This is a genomic window from Salipiger sp. D13 (assembly GCF_003703915.1).
Classification (GTDB): Bacteria; Pseudomonadota; Alphaproteobacteria; order Rhodobacterales; family Rhodobacteraceae; genus Salipiger; species Salipiger profundus.
The window spans coordinates 148,443-162,417 of record NZ_ML112593.1 but is presented as its reverse complement, the minus strand read 5'-3'; the positions used below and the strand labels follow the sequence as shown (position 1 = coordinate 162,417).

The 13,975-nt window shown below is 69.0% G+C and carries 15 protein-coding genes; 9 read left to right on the top strand and 6 right to left on the bottom strand.

Translation table 11 applies throughout. The features are described from left to right. Window positions 1-68 precede the first annotated feature (68 nt). Window positions 69-1,472, top strand: a complete 1,404-nt coding sequence (gene gndA, locus D6860_RS09265; protein ID WP_076623675.1) for an NADP-dependent phosphogluconate dehydrogenase — start codon at window positions 69-71, stop codon at window positions 1,470-1,472. A gap of 118 nt (window positions 1,473-1,590) precedes the next feature. On the opposite strand, the gene hrpB is transcribed toward gndA, so the two are convergent. Beyond that, window positions 1,591-4,035: an ATP-dependent helicase HrpB gene (gene hrpB / locus D6860_RS09260; RefSeq protein WP_076623676.1), complete on the bottom strand. Its 2,445-nt coding sequence runs from the start codon at window positions 4,033-4,035 to the stop codon at window positions 1,591-1,593. Window positions 4,036-4,215: 180 nt separating this feature from the next. On the opposite strand from hrpB, the gene meaB reads away from it, so the two are divergent. From meaB to D6860_RS09235, 5 genes are all read left to right on the top strand, one after another. Then, window positions 4,216-5,205 (top strand): methylmalonyl Co-A mutase-associated GTPase MeaB, encoded by a 990-nt coding sequence (meaB, locus tag D6860_RS09255; RefSeq protein ID WP_076623677.1) that lies wholly within the window; start codon window positions 4,216-4,218, stop codon window positions 5,203-5,205. After that, window positions 5,202-6,011 (top strand): alpha/beta hydrolase, encoded by an 810-nt coding sequence (locus D6860_RS09250; RefSeq protein WP_076623678.1) that lies wholly within the window; start codon window positions 5,202-5,204, stop codon window positions 6,009-6,011. Before meaB ends, D6860_RS09250 begins: the two co-directional genes overlap by 4 nt. A gap of 159 nt (window positions 6,012-6,170) precedes the next feature. After that, a complete protein-coding gene (gene rpmB / locus D6860_RS09245; protein WP_076623679.1) occupies window positions 6,171-6,461 on the top strand; it encodes a 50S ribosomal protein L28 in 291 nt (96 codons plus the stop codon). A 104-nt stretch (window positions 6,462-6,565) separates the two neighbouring features. Then, window positions 6,566-6,916, top strand: coding sequence for a hypothetical protein (locus D6860_RS09240; protein ID WP_229743306.1), 351 nt, complete (start codon window positions 6,566-6,568; stop codon window positions 6,914-6,916). A 43-nt stretch (window positions 6,917-6,959) separates the two neighbouring features. Further along, entirely contained in the window at window positions 6,960-7,418 is a 459-nt protein-coding gene (locus tag D6860_RS09235; protein ID WP_076623680.1) for a copper chaperone PCu(A)C, read from the top strand. Window positions 7,419-7,495: 77 nt separating this feature from the next. Here D6860_RS09235 and D6860_RS09230 read toward each other — a convergent pair whose 3' ends face one another. After that, on the bottom strand, window positions 7,496-8,203 hold the full coding sequence (locus D6860_RS09230) for an NAD-dependent deacylase (protein WP_076623681.1): 708 nt from the start codon (window positions 8,201-8,203) through the stop codon (window positions 7,496-7,498). Window positions 8,204-8,258: 55 nt separating this feature from the next. On the opposite strand from D6860_RS09230, the gene D6860_RS09225 reads away from it, so the two are divergent. After that, window positions 8,259-8,714 carry a low molecular weight protein-tyrosine-phosphatase gene (locus D6860_RS09225; RefSeq protein ID WP_076623682.1) on the top strand — a complete coding sequence of 152 codons (456 nt, stop codon included), beginning with the start codon at window positions 8,259-8,261 and terminating at the stop codon, window positions 8,712-8,714. On the opposite strand, the gene D6860_RS09220 is transcribed toward D6860_RS09225, so the two are convergent. Further along, window positions 8,699-8,884 carry a CTP synthetase gene (locus tag D6860_RS09220; protein ID WP_076623683.1) on the bottom strand — a complete coding sequence of 62 codons (186 nt, stop codon included), beginning with the start codon at window positions 8,882-8,884 and terminating at the stop codon, window positions 8,699-8,701. The two genes, D6860_RS09225 and D6860_RS09220, sit on opposite strands and share 16 nt — an antisense overlap. A 166-nt stretch (window positions 8,885-9,050) precedes the next feature. On the opposite strand from D6860_RS09220, the gene D6860_RS09215 reads away from it, so the two are divergent. Further along, the gene (locus tag D6860_RS09215; RefSeq protein ID WP_076623684.1) at window positions 9,051-9,869 is read left to right on the top strand and encodes a DUF1353 domain-containing protein; all 819 of its coding nucleotides are present in this window, start codon (window positions 9,051-9,053) and stop codon (window positions 9,867-9,869) included. Between the two features lie 100 nt (window positions 9,870-9,969). On the opposite strand, the gene D6860_RS09210 is transcribed toward D6860_RS09215, so the two are convergent. Both D6860_RS09210 and secG read right to left on the bottom strand, forming a co-directional pair. Then, a complete protein-coding gene (locus tag D6860_RS09210; protein ID WP_076623685.1) occupies window positions 9,970-11,613 on the bottom strand; it encodes a CTP synthase in 1,644 nt (547 codons plus the stop codon). A 172-nt stretch (window positions 11,614-11,785) separates the two neighbouring features. Further along, window positions 11,786-12,175, bottom strand: coding sequence for a preprotein translocase subunit SecG (secG, locus tag D6860_RS09205; protein ID WP_076623686.1), 390 nt, complete (start codon window positions 12,173-12,175; stop codon window positions 11,786-11,788). A 215-nt stretch (window positions 12,176-12,390) separates the two neighbouring features. Between secG and D6860_RS09200 the strand changes: the two genes are divergently transcribed. Then, window positions 12,391-13,332, top strand: coding sequence for a DMT family transporter (locus D6860_RS09200; protein ID WP_076623687.1), 942 nt, complete (start codon window positions 12,391-12,393; stop codon window positions 13,330-13,332). On the opposite strand, the gene D6860_RS09195 is transcribed toward D6860_RS09200, so the two are convergent. Further along, window positions 13,253-13,942, bottom strand: coding sequence for a thiamine diphosphokinase (locus D6860_RS09195; protein ID WP_076623688.1), 690 nt, complete (start codon window positions 13,940-13,942; stop codon window positions 13,253-13,255). The genes D6860_RS09200 and D6860_RS09195 overlap by 80 nt on opposite strands. Window positions 13,943-13,975: the final 33 nt, after the last annotated feature.

Here is a 13,975-nt window from a genome sequence, read left to right as displayed (position 1 = left end):
GTGAGGGCGCATTGTTCCGCGCGCCGCTTCACCTAGCTAGACCCGGTAGCACGACGAAGGAGAGGCAAATGGCAGACCCGAAGATCGGCGTCTACGGGCTGGGCACGATGGGCTCGGCGCTGGCGCTCAACATGGCCGATCACGGCATTCCCGTGGCCGTGTCGAACGTCACCGCGGATCTCATCGCGACATTTGAACGCCGGGCCACGCCCTTCGCGGAGCGCATCACCACGGCCCCGGACCTGCCGGCGCTGGTGGCAGCGCTGCCGAAGCCGCGGCTGCTGCTCGCGATGATCCCCTCGACCGGTCCGGTCGACGAGATGCTCGACACGGTGATACCGCTGCTCGAGCCGGGCGACACGGTGATCGACGCCGGGAACGCCGATTTCCACGCCACCCGCCGCCGGGCCGAGCGGCTGGCCGAGAGCGGCCTGCATTTCGTCGGCCTCGGCGTCTCCGGCGGCGAGGCAGGCGCGCGGCATGGCCCCTCGATGATGTTCGGCGGCTCCGCGCAGAGCTGGGCCGACCTCCAGCCGATCCTCGAGCCCATCGCCGCCCGCTTCGAGGGCACACCCTGCGTCGACCGCATGGGTCCCGACGGCGCCGGCCATTTCGTCAAGACAGTGCACAACGGCATCGAATACGCCGACATGCAGATGATCGCCGAGGTCTACGACCTGCTGCGCAACGGTCTCGAACATTCCGCCGAGGCGGTTGCCGACCGGCTCGAGGCCTGGAATGACGGCCCGCTCGGCAGCTACCTCTTCGAGATCACCGCGAAGATCCTGCGCTATGACGACCCGCTGGGCGAGGGCCCGATGGTCGACGCCATCCGCGACGCCGCCGGCCAGAAGGGCACCGGCCGCTGGACGGTGATCGAGGCGGTGCAACTCGGCCAGTCCGCGACGATGATCGAGGCGGCGGTGGCGGCCCGCTCCTGGTCCTCGGAAACCGGCCTGCGCGAGGCCGCCGGCAGCACCTTCGGCACCGCCCGTGACCGTCCCGCGATCGACGAGGGCGACCTCGAGGCGGCGCTGCTCGCCGCCCGCATCCTCGAGTACGCACAGGGCTTCCGCATCCTTGCCGCCGCCTCCGACCGCTACGGCTGGGGGCTCGACTATGCCGCCATCGCCCGCGTCTGGCGCGCCGGCTGCATCATCCGTGCGAAGCTGCTCGATGACATCTCCGAGGCCTTCACCGAGGGCACCCCACAGGGCCAACTCTTCCTCGCGCCGCGCTTCGCCGACATCTTCGCGACCGGCATTCCCGCGCTGCGCCGGGTCGTCGGTGCCGCCACGGCCGCGGGCTACCCGCTGCCGGTGCTGGGCGCCGCGCTCACCTTCTGGGACATGATGCGCCAGCCGCACGGCACCGCGAACCTGATCCAGGCGCAGCGCGACTTCTTCGGCAACCACGGCTACGACCGGCTCGACGGACAGGACAGTCACCACGGCCCCTGGTGGGACGACTGACGACTGACCGCGCCCCCGTCCTCGGAAATGCCAGAACCGTCTTAGGCCCCGCTCCCGCCTTCTTCTCTTTACAAATACCCTCGGGGGTGAGGCCGCAGGCCGAGGGGGCAGCGCCCCCTTACCGCCCGCGCGGCTTGGCGCGCAACGTCGGGTCGGCCTGGCGCGGATCCTCGGGCCAGGGGTGCCTGGGATACTGCGCCTTCATGTCCTTGCGCACGTCGGCGTAGGAGCCGTCCCAGAACCCCGGCAGGTCCATGGTGGTCTGCACCGGCCGTTGCGCCGGCGACAGCAGCGTGACCCGCAGCGGCGTCCGGCCCACCATCGGATGGTTGCGCTGGCCGAACATCTCCTGCAGCCGCAGCGCGATCTCCGGGTGCTCGCCGGAATAGTCGATCGGGATCTCGCGCCCGAGCGGCGTGGTGAAGCGCGCCGGCACCGCCGCGTCGAGTGCCTGCATCTGCCCCCAGTCGAGCCGGGCGCGCAGCGCCGGCAGCGGGTCGAAGCGCTTCCACTCCTCCGCCGTCTTCACGCCGCCGAGGAACGGCAGCAGCCAGTCCTCGAGCGTCTCCATCAGCGCGGGCTCCGACAGGTCGGGCAGGTCGAGCCCGGCTTCCCGCCCGAGCGCCACGCGGGCGCAGAAGCGGCGCGAGGCGTTCGGAAGCGCTAGCCCCAGTTCGCGCACGCCGTCGAGCATGGCGCGGGCGACGACCTCCTCCGGGGCGTCCTTCCAGATCCGGTCGTCGAGCGCGATGGCCCCGAAGCGTTCCTGCTGGCGCGCCACCACGCGGCGCTCGCGCTTCGACCAGGCGCAGCTGTCGTGCCAGCCGATCCGGTCGGCGTAGAGCGCGCGCAGTTCGCCCTCGGTGATCTGCGTCGCCTGCCGGATGCGGGCCTCGCGCGGGTTGCCGTCGGTGTCGGTGACGACGATCAGCCGCGCGCCGGCGAGCGGATCGCCCGCGTCCATCACCGCGCCCTTGCCGCCCGACAGCTGGAAGCGCGGCGCGTCGCCGTTGCGGTGCAGCCCCACGCGGTCGGGGTAGGCGAGCGCGGCCTGCGCGGCGGCACCGAGGACCTCGCCGTCGCCGGGCCCGGCCCGTTTCGCCAGCCGTTTCGCCTCGGTACGGATGCGTTCGAGCGCGCCGCGGTTCACCCCGTGCGGGCGCCTCTCGGCGAAGCGGCGCGGATCGGCGATGGCCTCGAGCCGCAGCGCGATGTCCGAGGGCGCGCCGGTCAGCGGGTCGCGGTCCGACAGCAGCGCCGCGAGCGGCGCCGCCTGTGGCCCCGCAAGGCTCAGCATGTGCGCCAGCCGCGGGTGCAGCGGCAGCTTCGCCAGCATCTTGCCATGCGGCGTGACGAGGTTGGCCTCGTCGAGCGCGCCGAGCATCCGCAACAGCGCCTGCGCCTCGGCGTAGGCACCGGGGTTGGGCGGGCTCGGGAACGGCAGGTCGTCGGGCGTGGCACCCCAGAGCGCCAGTTCCAGCGCCAGTCCCGAAAGGTCGGCGCTCTCGATCTCGGCCGGCGGATAGGCCTGCAGTGCGCCTTCCTCGCCCTTGGTCCAGAGCCGGTAGGCGGTGCCCTCGGCGACACGGCCCGCGCGGCCGGCGCGCTGGGTGGCCTCGGCGCGGGTGACGCGCTCGGTGACCAGCCGCGACATGCCGGAGCCGGGATCGAAGCGGGCGCGACGGGCGCGGCCGCCGTCGACCACCACGCGGATGTCCTCGATGGTGAGCGAGGTCTCGGCGATGGCGGTGGCGAGCACCAGCTTGCGTCCCTCTGGCTCGGGCCGGATCGCCGCGCGCTGCGCCGCGAACTCCATCGCGCCGAACAGCGGCCGGATCGTCACGTCGGCGGGCAGGCGCTTTCTCAGCAGCGCCTCGGTGCGGCGGATCTCGCCCTCGCCGGGCAGGAAGGCGAGGATGCCGCCCTTGGTCTCGCCTGCCGCCTTCGCGATCAGATCGGCCATCGATTCCTCGAAGCGCTGCCGCTTCGGCAGTGGCGCGTCGAGCCAGCGGGTCTCGACCGGGAAGGCGCGGCCCTCGGAGGTGATCACCGGCGCCTCCATCAGCTCGGCCACGGGGCCCGCGTCGAGGGTCGCCGACATCGCCAGCAGGATCAGGTCGTCGCGCAGCGCGCCGGCGATCTCGAGGCAGAGCGCGAGGCCGAGGTCGGCGTTGAGCGAGCGTTCGTGGAACTCGTCGAAGAGCACCGCGCCGACGCCCGAGAGCTCGGGATCGGACTGGATCATCCGGGTCAGGATGCCCTCGGTCACCACCTCGATGCGGGTGCGCTTCGAAACCTTCGCCTCGCCGCGGATGCGGTAGCCCACGGTCTCGCCCACGTTTTCGCCGAGGCTCTCGGCCATGCGTGCGGCGGCGGCGCGCGCGGCGAGGCGTCGCGGCTCCAGCATGACGATGCGGCCGCCGGTGAGGCCGGCGTCGAGCATGGCGAGCGGCACGCGGGTGGTCTTGCCGGCCCCGGGCGGGGCCTGCAGCACGGCGCGCCCACGGTTGCGAAGGGCCGAGATGAGCGCGGGCAGGGCGTCGTCGATGGGCAGGCAGATCATGCCGGGCGTTATGCGGGATGCGGGGCGTGGCGTCGAGAGGGGCGCTGCCCCTCTTGGCGCGCGGGGCGCGCCAATTCACCCCGAGGGTATTTGGAAAACCGGAGAAGGGCCGGGGCGAGGGGGTAGACATCCCGGGCTTGCGGGGGTCATTTCGGGGAGAAGCAGGACAAGGGGCAGGGCATGGACATCGACGATCTGGCGGAGCGTATCCTGAAGGGGGAACGCCGGGCGCTGGCGCGGGCGATCACGCTGGTGGAAAGCGGGCGGGCGGATCACCGGGCGGAGGCGCGGGCGCTGATCGAGCGGCTGCGCGGGCACGGGCGCGAGGCGCTGCGGATCGGGCTTTCGGGCACGCCGGGGGTCGGCAAGTCGACCTTCATCGAGAGCTTCGGCATGATGCTCATCGCGCAGGGGCTGAAGGTCGCGGTGCTGGCAGTGGACCCGTCCTCGGCGCGGTCGGGCGGCTCGATCCTCGGCGACAAGACGCGGATGGAGCAGCTGAGCCGCGAGCGTGACGCCTTCATCCGGCCGTCGCCGTCGCAGTCGCACCTCGGCGGCGTGGCGCGGCGCACGCGCGAGGCGATCGACCTCTGCGAGGCGGCGGGATTCGACGTGATCCTCATCGAGACGGTGGGCGTGGGTCAGTCCGAGACGGTGGTGGCCGAGATGTCGGACCTGTTCATGCTGCTGCTGGCGCCCGCCGGGGGCGACGAGTTGCAGGGGGTGAAGCGCGGGATCATGGAGACCGCCGACATCATCCTCGTCAACAAGGCCGACGGCGAGCTGAAGGCCACGGCGACGCGCACCTGCGCCGACTATGCCGGCGCGCTGCGGCTGCTGCGCAAGCGGCCGCAGGACCCCGAGGGCTTCCCCAAGGCGCTGACCGTCTCGGCGGTCGAGCAGAGCGGGCTGGAACATGCCTGGGAGGAGATGCAGGCGCTGACCGACTGGCGGCGCGAGACCGGCCATTTTGCCGGGCGGAGGGCCGAGCAGGCGCGCTACTGGTTCGAGGCGGAGGTGCGCGAGGGGCTGCTGGCGCGGCTCAGGCGCGAGCCGGTCAGGGGCGCGATGCAGGCGCTGGCGCGGCAGGTCGAGGCGGGCGAGATCAGCGCCGCCGTCGCCGCCGAGGAACTGCTCGAGACCTACCTGGGGGAGAGCCAGCCCGCATGAGGGCCGAGCGCGTCTTCGACGGCGCGCTGCTGCGGGCCGATCTGTTCAAGGGCGACCGACGACGGCTTTTCGTGAGCTTCCGGCAACGGGTCGGCGCGCCGGGCACCTTCGAGGATGCGCGGCCGGTGCGGGCCTATACCGCGAAGGGCTACGCGCATCTGCATATCCAGAGCCGCTGGAACGACTGGTTCGTCAACGCCGAGACCCCGGCGCTGGAGGCGGCGCTGCGGGCGCTTGCGCCGCGCTACCTTCGGGCGGTGGCGCTGGGGTTCTCGATGGGCGGCTACGGTGCGCTGCGATTCTCCGGCGTGCTGGGGCTCGCGCAGGTGATCGCGGTGGCGCCGCAGGTCTCGATCGCGCCCGAGGTGGTGCCCTGGGACCCGCGCTACCGGGTCGAGGCCGGCGGCTTCGATGCCGTGGCGGGGGATCTGCGCCTGCACGGCAACCGCGACCTGCGCGGCGTGGTGCTCTGCGATCCCTTCCTCGGCATGGACCTGCGGCACGCGGCTCTGGCGCAGGCGCAGGCGTTGTTTCCGCGCCTGCGGATCTGCCGGCTTGCGGGCGGGGGCCATCCTCCGACGCGGGTGCTGCGGCAGGGCGGGGCATTCCCAGCGCTGCAGGCGCAGCTCTTTCACGGCGGTGTCGACGCGGCGGCGCTGATCGGCACGCACCGGCTGGCGCGGCGCTGCTCGCCGAGCTATTTCGCGCACATGAGCCGGGTCGCGAAACGGCGCGGGAGGCCCGTGCTGGCGGCGCGGCTGGAGGCCCTCGGAGCGGCGGCGGAGCCGGTCGTGAACAAGGGGTGAAAGGCTGCTTGCGAAGGGCTTGACGCGCAGGGGGCTTGAGGCTAGAGAAGCCCGACCAGATTCCGGGCGCCCCTGGCGGCGCCCTTTCATATTGGCGGAAAGATCGGCAGACACTGCCTGACAGCCGGATTTTCGCCCCGAGACGATGAGGATGGACCCATGTCGCGCGTATGCGAACTGACCGGCAAAGGCCCGATGACGGGTCACAATGTGAGCCACGCCAACAACAAGACCAAGCGGCGCTTCCTGCCGAACCTGAACGATGTCACCCTGCAGTCCGAGACCCTCGGACGCGGCGTCAAGCTGCGCATCTCGGCCTCGGCCCTGCGCTCGGTGGACCATCGCGGCGGTCTTGACAAGTTCCTTGCCAAGGCAAAGGACACCGACCTCAGCACCAATGCGCTGAAGGTGAAGAAAGAGATCGCGAAGGCCCAGGCCGCCCAGGCCTGATTCGCCGACTCCACAGGATTATCCACAGGCCCGGTGCGCGATGCGCCGGGCCTGTTTCCTTTTGTCGCGTTACATTTGGGCGAGTCTTGCCTACAGATTGCGCGATGCAACGGAAAAGATATCCCTTCGCTGCTTATCTGCTTGCGCTGGCGGTCGCGCTGACCGGTTACCAGATGGCGGTGGCGCGGGCGCAGCCGGCGCCGGCGGGCGAAGTGGTGATCTGCTCCGGGCTCGGCCTGGTCACCGTTCTGGTGGACGAGACCGGGGCACCGGTCAGCCGGGCGCATGTCTGTCCCGATGGGCTGCTCACGCTTTTCACCTCGGTCGGAGGTGGCTGGGAGCCGCCGGTTCATGCCTCTGTCTGGCACGACGTCGCGCAGGGCGACGCGATCTGGCGCGCCGAAGGGCGCCGCGCGCCGGGGCCGCAGGCCCGCGACCCGCCGCCGGGTGTCTGAACTCCATCTTCAAGGAAACAGACAGACCCAGAGGACGAACAGCATGAAATCCCTGATTCTCGCAGGTGCCGCGGCGCTTGCCTTCTCCGCTCCCGCCCTTGCCGACATCGTGGTCAAGGACGCCTACGCCCGCAGCGCCATGGCCACCGCCAAGACCGGCGCCGCCTTCATGGTGATCGAGAACACCGGCGCCGGGGACGACCGGCTGGTCTCGGTCAGTTCGGACGCGGCGGCCAAGGTGGAGCTTCACACCCATATCGCCGACGACAACGGCGTGATGCGGATGACCGAAGTCGAGGAAGGCTTCGTGATTCCCGCGAATGGCAGCCACGCTCTGAAGCGCGGTGGCGATCACGTCATGTTCATGGGGCTGACCGCGCCGTTCGAGCAGGACAAGACCGTGACCGTCACGCTGACGTTCGAGGCCGCCGGCGAGAAGGTGGTCGAGATCCCCGTCGATCTCGAGCGCCAGCCGACGCACGGCATGAAGCACGGCAACTGAGCCTAGTCCAGATTGCATGAGCGGCGCGCACTGGGCTCCGGTGCGCGCCGGTTTCATGCCTTCGGGGCGTCAGCAATCTATGCGCAGGACGGTATGCCGCGCAGCAGCGCTGCCACCCACTCGGGCACGATCCGGCTGGCCGGGCCGACGCGGTGCTCCTGGAAGATCCGGCTGACATCGCTGTCGCTGAGGTTCAGCTCGACCGTGCGTGCGCCGGCGAAGGTGGCTTCCTCCACGAAGCCGGCGGCGGGGTAGACCTTGCCCGAGGTGCCGACGGCAGCGAAGAGATCGCAGGTCAGCAGGTGCTCCTCGATGCGGTCCATGTGATAGGGCATCTCTCCGAACCACACGACATCGGGCCGGCCAGCCCCGGCGCCGCAGGCGGGGCAGGGCTCGCCCACGACCATCTCGGGCGGCGCCGGCCAGCGGTGCCCGCAGGCATGGCAGAGCGCGCTGTCGAGGGCGCCGTGCATGTGGATGACCTCGGCGCCGGCCTTCTCGTGCAGCCCGTCGACGTTCTGCGTGACGATCACCACCTCGCCGGGCCAGTCGCGCTGGAGCCGCGCAAGCGCCTCGTGGGCAGGGTTCGGCGTCGCCTCGGCGGCCTGCGCGCGCCGGGCGTTATAGAAGCCGTGCACCAGCGCCGGATCATGCGCGAAGCCCTCGGGCGTGGCCACGTCCTGGATGCGGTGTTTCGCCCAGAGGCCGCCCTCGTCGCGGAACGTGCCCAGCCCGCTTTCCGCCGAGATGCCGGCGCCGGTCAGAATGACGATCTTGTCGGCCATGCCGCTTTTCCCCCTGTGTCGAACCGTTTAGGGTCGGGCGCGAAAGGAAGCGCCCATGGTCCAGAGTATTCTCTTCGTCTGTCTCGGCAACATCTGCCGGTCGCCCTCGGCCGAGGGCGTGCTGCGTGCCATGGCCGAGGCGCGCGGGCTCGCGCTCGAGATCGACAGCGCCGGAACCGACGCCTTCCACGTCGGCGAACAGCCCTATCCGCCGATGCAGCGCGTGGCGCGGACGCGGGGGTACGATCTCTCGGGGCAGCGGGCGCGGCGCTTCACCCCGGATGATTTCGACCGGTTCGACCTGATCCTTGCGATGGACGAGGCCAACTTCGCCCATCTTGAGCGGGCCCGTCCGGAGAATAGCCGCGCCGGGCTTGGTCTGTTCATGGATTACGCGCCCGGGGCCGGCACACACGAGGTGCCAGACCCCTATTACACGCGCGATTTCGAGGGCACGCTGGACCTGATCGAAGCCGCGGCCGAGGGGCTGCTGGCTCAGTTGGCGGAATAGATCGACCGCGCCACGAGCCATGTGACCGGCAGCGCGACGACCGCGCCCACGAAGGCGCCGGTCACGATGGGCACGAGCGTGTCGTAGCCGGTCACCAGCGCGACGACGACGAGGCTGCCTGCCAGGGTCGTGCCGATCAGCGAATAGAGAATGCCTGCGAGTCTGAGCATGTCGGGTCTCCGGATGTGGCGCGTTCAGGCGACATGTCATTCGAAACAGCAGTTGGTTTCCTTGATTCGCATCAACTGTCGAGGCGGGAATCCGGCACCTTGTGCGGGCGGGGAAGCTGCCGCTAACCTCGCGGAAGGTGTTTTCAGAACCAGAGGTATTTCCCCCATGCACAGAGTGTGGCTGCCCGGTGCGCTTCTCGCAGGCCTCGCCGCCTGCGCGCCGACGACGCAGGACGTGGACGGCGTCCGCGTGCTCTATGAAGCCAATTGCGCGGTGCGGCCCGGCAATTGCGGCTACGAGAACACGCCGGTCCGGGTGGTCGACAGGCCGGTGACGCTGCCGAAGCGGGCCTATACCTTCTTTCCGCTGGCCGAGCCGCTGCGCTTCGTGGATGCCAACCGCAGGGTCTGGCACGCGCCGGCGGGCACGCTCACCGACGGCGCCTCGATTCCGAAGATCTTCGTGTCGATCCTCGGTCGGCCTACCGCGCCGGAATACGTCGACGCCGCCGCCATGCACGATGCCTATTGCGGGGTCGGGAACGAAGGCGGCGCCTTCTACCACCAGGCGCGCTGGGAAGACGTGCACCGGATGTTCTTCGACGCGCTGGTGGTGTCGGGTACGCCCGAGCGCCGCGCCAAGGTGATGTTCGCGGCGGTGTGGCTCGGCGGGCCCCGCTGGAAGGTCTACTACACGCTGGACGCGCTGCCGGTGGCCACGAAGCAGCAGGCCATGGCGCAGGCGATGGCCTATATCGAGGCAAACGACCCGAGCCTGTCTCAGCTCGTCCGGTATCTCGAGAGACTGGAAAAGCGGATGATCCGGCAGCATCCGGACCTCTACCCGCATCTCAACCCGGGCGATGACGACCGGATGGGATACGAGGAAGAGCCCTACGAACCCTCTGAGCCAGAAGGGCCCTACGAGCCACCGGTTCAGGACGATGTCTTTGACGAGGGGGCCGGGGAGGGCACCGCGCTCTGAGCGCGGTGGCCGTCGCAGGGAGCGGTCCGGACTGCCGGGCGCCCCGCTGGACCAAGAGGGGCGGCGCCCGTCCTCGGGCGCCGCGTCCGGAGCGGCCGGTTCAGACCAGCCGCGAGCTTTCCTTGGCCGCGCGGACGAAGTCCTTGAAAAGCGGGTGCGGATCGAAGGGCTTCGACTTCAGCTCAGGGTGGAACTGCACGCCGATGAACCACGGGTGATCCGGCCATTCCACGATTTCCGGCAGGCGACCGTCGGGCGACATGCCCGAGAAGCACAAGCCACCCTTCTCGAGCGCCTCGCGATACTTGATGTCGACCTCGTAGCGGTGGCGGTGACGCTCGTCGATGGCGGTGGTGCCGTAGACCTGCGCGACCTTCGAGCCTTCCTTGAGGACGGCGTCATAGGCGCCGAGACGCATGGTGCCGCCCTTGTCGTCGGCAACCGAGCGGTTGACCTTCTCGTTGCCCTGCACCCACTCCTTGAGGTGGTAGACGACCGGCTCGAAGCGCTTCTCGCCCTTCTCGTGGTCGAATTCCTCGGAGCCGGCCTTGGACACGCCGGCCACGTTGCGGGCCGCCTCGATCACCGCCATCTGCATCCCGAGGCAGATCCCGAGATAGGGGATCTCGTGTTCGCGGGCGAACTTGGCCGCCTTTATCTTGCCCTCGGTGCCGCGCTCGCCGAAGCCGCCGGGAACGAGGATCGCGTCGTAGCCCTCGAGGTAGGGCGAGGGGTCTTCGCGTTCGAAGAGCTCGGCATCGACCCAGTTCAGCTTGACCTTGACCCGGTTGGCGATGCCGCCATGGGTCAACGCCTCGGCGATGGATTTGTAGGCATCCTCGAGCTGCGTGTACTTGCCGACGATGGCGACGTTTACCTCGCCCTCGGGGTTGTGGATGCGCTCGGAGACGTCATCCCATTTCGAGAGATTCGGCTGCGGGGCAGGGGTGATCTGGAAGGCGTCGAGCACCGCCTGGTCGAGCCCTTCGCGATGGTAGGCGAGCGGCGCGTCGTAGATCGACGGCAGATCCTGCGCGGCGATGACGCTCTCGGGGCGGACGTTGCAGAACAGCGCCAGCTTCTCGCGCTCCTTCTGCGGGATCGGCCCCTCGGAGCGGCAGACGAGGATGTCCGGCGCGATGCCGATCGAGCGCAGTTCCTTGACCGAGTGCTGCGTCGGCTTGGTCTTCAGCTCGCCCGACGCCTTGATCCACGGCAGCAGCGTCAGGTGCATGAAGATGCACTGGCCGCGCGGCTTGTCCTGACCGAACTGGCGGATCGCCTCGAAGAATGGCAGGCCCTCGATGTCGCCGACGGTGCCGCCGATCTCGCAGAGCATGAAGTCGACCTCGTCCTCGCCGACCGACAGCCAGTCCTTGATCTCGTTGGTGACGTGCGGAATGACCTGGATGGTCTTGCCGAGGTAGTCGCCGCGGCGCTCCTTCTCGAGCACGTTGGTGTAGATGCGCCCCGAAGAGACCGAGTCGGTCTTGCGGGCGGGCACGCCGGTGAAGCGCTCGTAGTGACCGAGGTCGAGGTCGGTCTCGGCGCCGTCATCGGTGACGAAGACCTCGCCGTGCTCGAACGGCGACATCGTGCCCGGATCGACGTTCAGGTAGGGATCGAGCTTGCGCAGCCGGACGGAAAAGCCGCGCGCCTGAAGAAGCGCGCCGAGCGCGGCCGACGCAAGGCCCTTGCCAAGCGAAGATACCACACCGCCGGTGATGAAGATGTAACGTGCCATGGTGGCGCGACCCCGTGATTTTTCTCAAGTTCAGGACACCCGCAGTCCTTCAGGACCGCAGCATCACGGGAGTCCATCTTATAGAGATTCGCGCATCACTGTCCAGACGACCGCAAGATGCTGTTGCGGTGCCGGGCGCGGCCCTCAATCTATGGTGGTTTGTCTGCTGCGCTTAGTCCGCGCGCGGAACCAGAGGAGCGTCGGGCGACGTGTTGCCGTCTTCCGCCGAGGGCGGGGGCAGCAGTGCGTCGGTGTCAATCCCGTCGGTGCCGGTCGCGGAACCGCCTGTCTCGGCCGCCGGAGCGTTGCCGGTCAGCCGGTCCATGACCGAAACGCCCGAGGCATCCTGCGCCGCGATGACGGTCAGCGTCAGCGAGGTGACGATGAACCCGATGGCAAGCGCCCAGGTGACCTTTCCGAGGGCCGTCGCGGCCGCGCGCTGGCTCATTGCGCCGCCGCCGCCGCCCATGCCGAGCCCGCCCCCTTCGGAGCGCTGCAGCAGCACCACGCCGATCAGCGAGAGCGCGAGGAGAAGATGCACGATGAGAATGACGTTCTGCATGGAAGGTCCCGAAGCCTGCGGTCTTGGCGCGCTATGTAGGGGAAGCAGCCGAGGGGCGCAACCCGCGACATGACCCCTGTGCGCGGCTGTCCGCATAACGTCGGGACGCTGCCGTGCAGCGTTAGCGCCTATCATTCAGAGGTTGTTTGATCGTTCGGTCAAAATGACCACAGGTAGTGCTTGCCGGATGAAAATGCCGCAGATAGGCTTTTTGCATGAGTCAGGACAAACCCCTTCTGGGCATCATGCTGATGCTCGGCTTCTGCATCGTTGCGCCGCTCGCCGATGCGGTTGCCAAGATCCTCGGGCCGCATGTGCCCCTCGCGGAGCTTGTCTTCGTCCGGTTCGCGATACAGGCGGCGGTTCTGATCCCGCTCATGGTTCTGACCGGGCGCGCCTGGCGGTTCCGCCGCAAGGTCATGGCGATCACCTTCCTGCGCACGCTGCTGCATATCCTCGGTATCGGAATGATGGTGTCCGCGCTGCGCTACCTGCCGCTCGCCGACGCGGTTGCGATCGCCTTCATCATGCCGTTCCTGATGCTTCTCCTGGGCCACTTCGCACTGGGAGAAGAGGTCGGCTGGCGCCGGCTCGCGGCCTGTGCGGTCGGCTTCGTCGGCACGCTGATGGTCGTGCAGCCCGCCTTCCGTGATGTGGGCTGGCCGGCGCTCCTGCCGCTCGGGGTCGCGGTGAATTTCTCGGTCTTCATGCTCACCACCCGCATCATCTCGCGCGAGATCGACGCGATCTCGCTTCAGGCGATTTCCGGCATCATGGCGGTTGTGGTGATCGGCCTGCTCCTGCTTGTGATCCCCGAGGGCCGCGTGCCCGACATCGCCTGGCGCTCGGTCGGGCTGGACCTCTGGGGGCTGCTGCTCGCCATCGGCCTGCTCGGCACGCTGGGTCACCTGCTGATGACCTGGTCCCTGCGCTACGCACCGGGGGCAACCCTCGCGCCGATGCAGTATCTCGAGATCCCCTTCGCCACGATCTTCGGGTTCCTGATCTTCGGAGACCTGCCGAACCCGCTTGCCACTCTCGGCATCAGCATCACGATGGCAGCCGGACTCTACATATTCATGCGCGAGCGGGCCACGCTTCGGGCGCAGAAAGAAGCCCCTGCGCCAGTGCCGGAAGTTGTTCCACCGGCAGAATGACCAGCATCAGGGGCGCGTCGAAGCTTAGCTCGAGGCATTCCGCGTTGGTCTCGTTCGAAGTGCCGACGCGCAGCCCGGGGGCGAAATCGAGCCCCGAAAGCGGCCAGCGCAGGCCGGTGCTGTCTCCGCGCACATCCCCCATCGGAAACAGCGAGACTCGCGTGCGCGGTGGCAGTGCGAGCCCCAGCCGCGGCGGCGCCAGCGCGATGATGTCGGACTGGCCGATCAGGATGCAGCGCTTCTCGGCTCGGCGGGCAAGCACCGTGAGGCCCGCAAGCTGGTGATCGATGCGCGGATCCAGAAAGCCCGTGCCGTAGATGAGCGGTGCCGCGATGTTCCTCAGGCACTTGTCGAAATCGGTGCTGTCCTGTTCGGGAATGTGGTGAATCCGCTCCGGCGGGATCTGCGCCCGCGCCTCGTCGGGCAGGGAGTCGAGGTCGCCGATGACCGCCTCGGGCGTTATGCCGTGCCGCAGCAGCGTGTCCGCACCGCTGTCTGCCGCGACATGCCGGCGGCAGTCGGCCAGCAGCGCATTCAGCACGTCTGGGTTGCTCGTGCCGCCGCCGACAAGAAGGATCGGCTCGGAGCTTTGGACAATTGATCGATTCATGGTGAATTAATGGCTTTTCGCGAAACAGGACAC

Bases quoted from the DNA above. Each gene is read 5' to 3' on its own strand.
- gndA (WP_076623675.1), top strand. From the start codon at position 69: ATGGCAGACCCGAAGATCGGCGTCTACGGGCTGGGCACGATGGGCTCG.
- hrpB (WP_076623676.1), bottom strand. From the start codon at position 4,035: ATGATCTGCCTGCCCATCGACGACGCCCTGCCCGCGCTCATCTCGGCC.
- meaB (WP_076623677.1), top strand. From the start codon at position 4,216: ATGGACATCGACGATCTGGCGGAGCGTATCCTGAAGGGGGAACGCCGG.
- D6860_RS09250 (WP_076623678.1), top strand. From the start codon at position 5,202: ATGAGGGCCGAGCGCGTCTTCGACGGCGCGCTGCTGCGGGCCGATCTG.
- rpmB (WP_076623679.1), top strand. From the start codon at position 6,171: ATGTCGCGCGTATGCGAACTGACCGGCAAAGGCCCGATGACGGGTCAC.
- D6860_RS09240 (WP_229743306.1), top strand. From the start codon at position 6,566: ATGCAACGGAAAAGATATCCCTTCGCTGCTTATCTGCTTGCGCTGGCG.
- D6860_RS09235 (WP_076623680.1), top strand. From the start codon at position 6,960: ATGAAATCCCTGATTCTCGCAGGTGCCGCGGCGCTTGCCTTCTCCGCT.
- D6860_RS09230 (WP_076623681.1), bottom strand. From the start codon at position 8,203: ATGGCCGACAAGATCGTCATTCTGACCGGCGCCGGCATCTCGGCGGAA.
- D6860_RS09225 (WP_076623682.1), top strand. From the start codon at position 8,259: ATGGTCCAGAGTATTCTCTTCGTCTGTCTCGGCAACATCTGCCGGTCG.
- D6860_RS09220 (WP_076623683.1), bottom strand. From the start codon at position 8,884: ATGCTCAGACTCGCAGGCATTCTCTATTCGCTGATCGGCACGACCCTG.
- D6860_RS09215 (WP_076623684.1), top strand. From the start codon at position 9,051: ATGCACAGAGTGTGGCTGCCCGGTGCGCTTCTCGCAGGCCTCGCCGCC.
- D6860_RS09210 (WP_076623685.1), bottom strand. From the start codon at position 11,613: ATGGCACGTTACATCTTCATCACCGGCGGTGTGGTATCTTCGCTTGGC.
- secG (WP_076623686.1), bottom strand. From the start codon at position 12,175: ATGCAGAACGTCATTCTCATCGTGCATCTTCTCCTCGCGCTCTCGCTG.
- D6860_RS09200 (WP_076623687.1), top strand. From the start codon at position 12,391: ATGAGTCAGGACAAACCCCTTCTGGGCATCATGCTGATGCTCGGCTTC.
- D6860_RS09195 (WP_076623688.1), bottom strand. From the start codon at position 13,942: ATGAATCGATCAATTGTCCAAAGCTCCGAGCCGATCCTTCTTGTCGGC.